The following is a 7,510-nucleotide window of genomic DNA, read 5'->3' on the forward strand; positions in this document are numbered from 1 at the left end:
ACGTGAAATGTATAAAAAAAGGTGTTTATTTGTTGAGACAAAGTATTGATTTTTTTCAAATATACAAAGAATGCAACAGTCAACGATACTTGTACTCTAGCTTGGTAAACCTTATAAAATCAACAGAATTATTTACGAAAGATTTATTACTTCAAAAGGAAGAGTACCTTCTATATAAAAATCATACTGACGAGAAATTTTTAAAAATTGTAAGTAGTAATAGAAACCAAGGTGGTGGACCTTTGTATTCTTCTGCGAGTACAGAAGATGTTGCGCTTCAACTACTTGACTATAAAGATTCTTTAAAATTATTAAATGCTCATTATTGTTTAGATAGTGAATTAATAAATATGTGCATAAAATTAGAGCTATTTGAAAAAGAGTTACTTAATTTAGAAGTAGATTTGTATAGGCTTACTATAATTGAGTGTTGTATGTTAAACGTGTTTAACTTTTTAAGTAGATTATTAAGGTTGCTTGGAGAACAAGAGAGTGAAAGTGTGAGGAAGGTGGTTAAGGAGATAAAAGGGGAACTACAAGAGTTCACCGAAGAGTATGAAGGCGGGAATCATAAACTGTTACGTGGTTGTTAGGAGGAAGTAAAAAATAAGATAACTAATTAAGATGGATTAAAATGGAATTCACAAAACTCCCTTGTTATTATAAAAACAAGAGAGTTTTTTTGAGCGAATAAAGACAACTAGGGGGTTTATATGAAGAAAATAATATATTTTGACGAAGGGTCAGCAACTGATATTTTACTTATGGAGCATGGGGGACAAATTACAGAAATCAATGAAAGTACAGGGACTGTAACGCTGAAAGGACAGGTTGATGGAAGTGCCGAAGGAAAAGCAGGCACTGGGTTTTTAAATATAGTAAAAGCTACATTTAGCGTTAAATCGACTGGGGCGGTTTCCTTAGGTAAAGATAAAATAGCAACAAAAACAATAACTAATACTATATTAACGGATTTTTTAATCTTAAAAGATAGATTGGTTCGTGAAAATAAACTTGTTGTATTGGATGGATATAAAGTTTATGCATTAATTAACTCTTTTGCTTATTTAAAAATGTATGCACCTTATATGAAAGTATTTAAGGAGGATTCGACAGCGTTTGAAGGTAGCCAGGATTTCAATTTGCAAAACGTTGATGAGATTTTAACTACAGCTAAAAGTTACTATGAACTAATAGGTATAAAAAATGGCGAGAAAATTATTCTTAGGTTTAATATAAATGAATTTAAAAATGCGTATGTGTTAACAGATTTGCCTAAAATGAATTTGAAATATCTTGCTGTAGAAGTGGGAACTTGTACGGAGGATGAGTTATTAATTGAAAAAGAATTGGCTGGTAGTAATACTAGTCAGCCACAAAATCAAATAAACGTATCAGAATTAATTAGAGGGAATATAGAGGGGGCATCAGAAGAGAACGATTTACATTTGAAAATATACGATGTAATACTCGGAGGGATAGGAATTAGTGATGAAGTTTAATGTGATTTACGGACCTTTGAAATATTTTAATGAATGCCTTCCGGCGGAGGATACTATTAATTTAACGGAATTAATTAGATGGAGTGATGCTAGAAGAAATAATCCGTTAGAGGACAAGTTAATAGGTAGTTATGAAAATTTGGTGGTTTTCGGAGATGAGTACGGAGGGGTCACAGAAGCCTTTATCGAAATGTTTGTTTTAGGGATAATTAGTTTCCAAGAGTTTTTGGGGTATTCAGAGGTGTACTTACATAATCCGCCTAATAGAATTGTTGGTCAAATAGAAAGGTATAAAGAAGAATTTAATTTAGAAGTAGGCATAAAACAGTTTGAACATTCTAAGATTACCAAAAGCGAGATAAAAAGAATTAGAGATGAATTTAGTGGCACAATACTTGGACAAGAGAGAGCAAAGGACTCATTGTTACAGAATTTATATGATATTGTTTCTCCTAAAAAGAGAAAACCTAAAGTAATCATGTTATATGGTCCCCCAGGGGTAGGTAAAACTGAAACAGCAAACTTTATTAACAACATAGTTAATGATGGGCAAAAAATATTTAGAAAACAATTCTCGATGTATCATAATGATAGTTTTTACAGTTATATTTTCGGAGATAGAAGTAATTCGTTTGCGAAGGATTTAATTGAAAGAGAATCAAATGTGATACTGCTAGATGAATTTGATAAATGTAATAAGTTATTTTATAGTGCTTTTTATCAGCTCTTTGATGAAGGGGTTTTTGAAGATAAGTACTACGAGGTTAACCTAGATAATGCAATTTTCCTGTGTACTTCAAACTATCGCTCTGTAGCAGAAATTAAGCGAAATTTAGGTGAAGCGATTTATTCCAGATTTGATGGCTTTGTAGAGTATGTTGAGTTAGCTGAAGACGTTAAATTAAAGTTAATTAATGATATATTTGCATCAGAAGTAGAACTACTAGACGAACAAGATAAAGATTTTATATACGAATATAATGTTAATGGTTTTAAAATACCTGAATTATTGAAAACACAAGTTAATGTTTTAAATAATGTAAGGGAAATTAGGAGATATTTAAAACAGATGATAGCAATACCTTTGGTGGAAAGACTTTAAAAAAATTCTTTACAATTAGGGTGAGAACGATGAGTCGGATTGAAGATTGGACTAATATATTAGTGGATTTAGGAATTTCTAAAGAACATATAGAATCAATGAAAGACTATCAAATGCAATCGATAGCACGATATCTTCCATATTATGAAGAACAAAAAAGGGAAGAAAAAACTGAATTAATATCTACGAAGAAAATAAAAGGAATAAGTACAGGATGGAATACGAGTGGAAATTCAATTTATAGTTTATTCTTCTCGGTAACAGGTGAAATAAAATTGAAAGGAGAAGGAGGGATACATGCTAATAGAATACTTGAAAATTTCAATAGCTTACAAAAGAATGGCTTGAAGTATCAGCATGATTTTTATGTTAACGAAACACTAGAACCAGTTTTAAGAGATGGTTTACCACGGCTTCAATATTTTTTAGATGATGATATTTACTTTTCTGGAGCAACACATAGAACAATTTGTGCATTAATGTTTAATGCATCTGAAATGGTAGGGAAAGTAAAAGTATATAAGAAAAATTATGTAAAATATGAGAATTGGTTATTGAGTAATGATAATCAGAAGGTGTGGAAAGAGTTATTAAAGAAAGAATTTAGAAATATATTTATTAAAATTGAATCAAATACGTATAACAAAGTAACGAGGGTGGAAATTCATTTCAATAAACCAAAGATATTTCTTGGGGAAGTCCAAGTGGAAGTCAGGATAAATCCATCTGGTGAAGAATTATTAGATAAACAATATTTTCAAGATGAAAAGTCTAGACTAAAGTTTTTGGTGAAGAAGCTAGAAGAGTTGGATGAATTAATAGGAGACCTATATTCTGAAGTCAAGTTACCCTTTGTATATCGTGTATCTCTTAAATATAATTTGAAATTTTTATATGAAATTAAGCTTTTATTGGAAGAGAACAAGTACTATTTTATAGATATAAGAAATTCTAGGAATGAAATAGAGGGCACTTTAAGAAAGATATTCCAAAGACAATTAATTACAGAAGGTAGTAACATAATAAAAAACAAAAAATAATTTGTATAATCTTTACTATGTCCGAGCAGAACAAAGAGCTGCTTGAGCGAACAAAGTCTCGTCAAAAATAGAACAAAGAACTAATACGATGCTGGAGCAATAAATGAAGAACAGGAAAATCCCTCGTGGATTCTCCTGTTTTCGCGTTATATATGGCGAGAATTAAAGAAGTGATATACTCAAAATAATAAGTTCTATGGTTGCACCAAATTACTATTAAGACTTTAATTCTTTTTCATAAATATCTTTCGTCATCTTAGCGATTTCTTCAGCGTCTATTGACTTACCTTTATATTCCGATTCAGCCACTTTTTTCATTACTTCGATGTAGCTTACGGCTAATGCTGTAGTTAAAATACTTGCAGTTCCACCACTAATCACCCCACCTACAAAAGTTCCGACTCCTGGGATGAACTTTAATAGATTTGATACGATATATCGGCCTGCCATTGCTGCTCCGCCACTTCCAACTAAGGAACCAACTATTCCGGAAATTATAGATTTGTTAAGCGAAACACCAAATATTGTGGTAATGTGCGCCAACATTCCTACCTGCATAGGAACTAGGACTGCTGCATCAGAGAATGGTATTGGCGTAAATCCCGCTCCAAAGCTTCCAGTAATATATGCTGTAGACCACGCTAAAGCATCTTCAGCCTTTTTATCAATGTTAACTTTTTGAGCATTGGTAAAAGACTTTTTTACTGCCTCGGGTAGTATTTGATAGGTGCGGTCAACAAGTTCAATTAATCCATTTGGTTTAATAATAATATCTTCATCAATTTCCACTTCTTCAGCAACTACTGCTTGTACTGCCTTAACGTTAAGGTTTTTGTTTTCTAAAAGGTTTTTAAATTCTTTAGCGTCTTTACCATAACATTGAGTCAGCACTAAGATAACGGGTACTTTTTTTGAAAACTTGGTCATTAATTCAATTTCTAAGTCTTCGATTCTTTTGGATTGAGCATTAATACAATACCAAATAACGTGAATGTAATCTTCTTCGTTACGGCTTAAATATAGTTCCTCTATCTTACCTTCGATTTCTTCAGTGATTTCTTCTTGAGTTTCGCTTTTTAACTCCAGACCCTTAGTATCATAAATATTAATAGGAATACCTTTTTTAGAAATTTTTCTTAGATGTTGTGTTACTGGTTCACCCATCCCGGTTTCGGCTAGTTTTTCGCGGAAAACATTGTTAATTAACGTGCTCTTTCCAACACCTGTTTTTCCAATAATCATAATGTTAACGGGTTTAAGTTTTTCGTTTTCGTTTTTTAATTTATTTATGAAATCATCTACAAAATCTATAGTGTTCTTAGTTGTAGTCATAAGTACCCTCCTCCTGTATCAAATTATAATTTGTATACTAATATTAACATTTATTATATTATTCGGATAATATAATAATCTCCAGACAACAAAGTCAAATCGAAATTAGAACAAAGAATTGCACCCATGTCAGATGAAAGTGAGAAGAACAGAAGAATGCCGCGGCTTCATCTGTTTTTTATAGTGTAATTAAATATGTTATATTTTGTAAATTTATACATACTGTAGTTAAGTTGTTTATTGAAAGTAATAAACTATTGAATGCTAATAAAACCGTAAAGGGGGCAGACATAATGTCAGTAAGTTTAATTTCTAAGAATCTATTAAATCAATTCCAAGAGTTATTAGAAAAAACGGAAGGTGAATTAAATATTATTTCGCCTTTTATTGGTACTCAAACAGCTAACATGTTAGCGGAGTGGTTAGTGAAAAATCCTTCAATTGAATGCAATATCATTACACGCTTTTATCGAGAGGACTTTATTGAGCGTGTAAGTAGTATTTATGGATTAGAGCGTTTATTACACGCTAATGCAAACATTTATGCGTTAGTAGATTTACATTCAAAACTATATTTATTTGATTCGCATTCTACAATAATTGGTTCGGCAAATTTCACTAAAGGTGGATTTATTTCAAATCACGAGCTTTGCGTACTAATAGATGAAGAACATGAAATAGCAGAACAAGCCCATGAATATTTCTTTGATTTATTTGACCAAGTTAAAGCTTTTGAGGATGTTAGTAAGGTTACTCAAGGATGGATTGATGAAGAGAAGAAACATGTCCCACAATTAGGTGCAGAAAGAAAAAATAAAACAGTTGTTTACTCAAATAACAAGAAACGGGGTGCGGAACTGAAAAAGATAGTTCAATCCGATTTATTTGAAAAAATACTTGAAAATAAAGTTGAAGATAATGATGCTGATGGTATTTGGTTGAAATTTGAGGGCACAGGAGAGGACAGGATTCCTAATGACATTAATTATCAACAAATGAAGGGTATCAGAAAGCGAGATTTGAAAACCACGTATTTTCCAAGACAGCCAAGTGGGATTTTAAAAGATGACATATTATTTCTAACAATAGTAAGTTATGATGAGCACGGAAAAGCTACGCCAATGATTGTAGGGTATACAAAGACTTCTGGTTTTAATAAAAACAATGTTGTAGGGGATGAAGAAATTAAGGATACTCCTTGGAAACATCGTTTTCCTTATTATGTTGAATTTACAGAGGGTAGCGTAATAAATGCACCAATAAAAAATGGTATACGATTAGTAGACTTATATAATAGCCTTGGTAAGGCTGCATTTCCTTCTTTAAGAAAGAGAGGAAATGTTAGTCAAAGCACTCTACAGAGTATGCACTTTAGAAGGTCGCATATTCGAATTACACAAGAAGCCCATGATTTTCTTATAGCAGAATTGAAAAAAAGATTTAGTAGATATGGAGAAATAACGCTTTGAATTATACGGAACAAGAATAAAAAAACATATAAGGAGAAGATGTTAGATTGCAATTCAAATTTACAGCAGTATTATTACTAGTTATTGTTTTTATTGTAGGTTGTTCCTCTCAAGATTCAGATGTGACAGAAGAAATTAATATTGATGTTTCTGATTATTTCCCGCTTATTGGTTTAGAAAGGACATATATCGAATACGGAAATACTGGTCAAGAAGAAATTTATAATGACATCGTCATACAGGAATACGACAAAGAGGGCAATGAAGTGATATATATTCATAGATATGGTGGCCTTATAGGGGAATCAGTTCTAGAGTACTCTGTAACGGAAAAAGAAATTAGATTGATTTATAGAATTAATTCACTATTAAATAAAGAAGTAAATGAATTAGAGTTAAGTAGTAACAAGGAATGGTTTACAGGAGATGGTGATGACTCTAAAAGTATTATTACAGGAAGAGATTTAACTGTTAAAACTAAAGCTGGTACTTTTAATGATGTATTAGAAGTTACTAAAATTAAAGATTCATCTGAACCAAAGATTGTTAAATATTATGCCCCTAAGGTTGGAGTTATTAAAACGGTATATCTATTAAGTTCTGAAGATGAGCATGTATATAGTGAATTAGAGTCAATAAACTTGGATATTCTTTTAGGTAGCGTAGATAAAAATAAAATTGAGACTAATGATGAGAAAGAAGAGATTAAACAACAGGAGATAATTGATAGCAAAATCTATGTTGATAATAGATATGGATTCAAGTTTCAACTTCCGTTTGAACAAAGCGAAAATATAAAATCAAATTATGATACGTGGAATGAAAAAGTTATCTTGAAATTTACTTATATAAAAGAAGATGTAGAACAATCTCTATTTAGTATTATAATTGATGATGAGGTAATAGAACAAAGTAATTGGGAGAACCCGATGGATGTGTATTTGGGGAATAATGGAGTGTATACATTTTCGCTATCAATAGTACCCGAACCAAGTATATCCTTGATACAATCTGGTGACGAAAATATTCTTGAGTACGTTCAATCGATTATGGAGAATATGTATA

General features: G+C 31.4%; 7 protein-coding genes (1 of these 7 cut by a window edge). 6 read left to right on the plus strand and 1 reads right to left on the minus strand.

The annotated features are described in order from the left end of the window. Positions 1–2: 2 nt before the first annotated feature. The 4 genes from ACQQ2I_RS00730 (at position 3) to ACQQ2I_RS00745 (ending at position 3,644) form a co-directional block, all read left to right on the plus strand. Entirely contained in the window at positions 3–593 is a 591-nt protein-coding gene (locus ACQQ2I_RS00730) for a hypothetical protein (RefSeq protein WP_431028654.1), read from the plus strand. 120 nt (positions 594–713) lie between these two features. Further along, on the plus strand, positions 714–1,502 hold the full coding sequence (locus ACQQ2I_RS00735; protein ID WP_431028655.1) for a DUF6414 family protein: 789 nt from the start codon (positions 714–716) through the stop codon (positions 1,500–1,502). Then, positions 1,492–2,604 carry an AAA family ATPase gene (locus ACQQ2I_RS00740; protein ID WP_431030416.1) on the plus strand — a complete coding sequence of 371 codons (1,113 nt, stop codon included), beginning with the start codon at positions 1,492–1,494 and terminating at the stop codon, positions 2,602–2,604. The genes ACQQ2I_RS00735 and ACQQ2I_RS00740 overlap by 11 nt, the downstream gene beginning before the upstream one ends. A 29-nt stretch (positions 2,605–2,633) precedes the next feature. Beyond that, the gene (locus tag ACQQ2I_RS00745) at positions 2,634–3,644 is read left to right on the plus strand and encodes a hypothetical protein (RefSeq protein WP_431028656.1); all 1,011 of its coding nucleotides are present in this window, start codon (positions 2,634–2,636) and stop codon (positions 3,642–3,644) included. A 216-nt stretch (positions 3,645–3,860) separates the two neighbouring features. Here the strand turns inward: ACQQ2I_RS00745 and ACQQ2I_RS00750 are convergent, their stop codons facing one another. After that, on the minus strand, positions 3,861–4,976 hold the full coding sequence (locus ACQQ2I_RS00750; RefSeq protein ID WP_431028657.1) for a YcjF family protein: 1,116 nt from the start codon (positions 4,974–4,976) through the stop codon (positions 3,861–3,863). 293 nt (positions 4,977–5,269) lie between these two features. Between ACQQ2I_RS00750 and ACQQ2I_RS00755 the strand changes: the two genes are divergently transcribed. Both ACQQ2I_RS00755 and ACQQ2I_RS00760 read left to right on the plus strand, forming a co-directional pair. Continuing rightward, a complete protein-coding gene (locus ACQQ2I_RS00755) occupies positions 5,270–6,445 on the plus strand; it encodes a phospholipase D-like domain-containing protein (protein WP_431028658.1) in 1,176 nt (391 codons plus the stop codon). A 47-nt stretch (positions 6,446–6,492) separates the two neighbouring features. Beyond that, a protein-coding gene (locus ACQQ2I_RS00760) for a hypothetical protein (protein WP_431028659.1) crosses the window boundary here: on the plus strand, positions 6,493–7,510 show its 5' portion. It continues 29 nt past the right edge of the window; 1,018 of the gene's 1,047 nt are visible here — the first part of the coding sequence; the start codon lies at positions 6,493–6,495; its stop codon lies off the right edge, out of view.

Source organism: Lysinibacillus sp. LZ02 (assembly GCF_050613145.1).
Classification (GTDB): Bacteria; Bacillota; Bacilli; order Bacillales_A; family Planococcaceae; genus Lysinibacillus_B.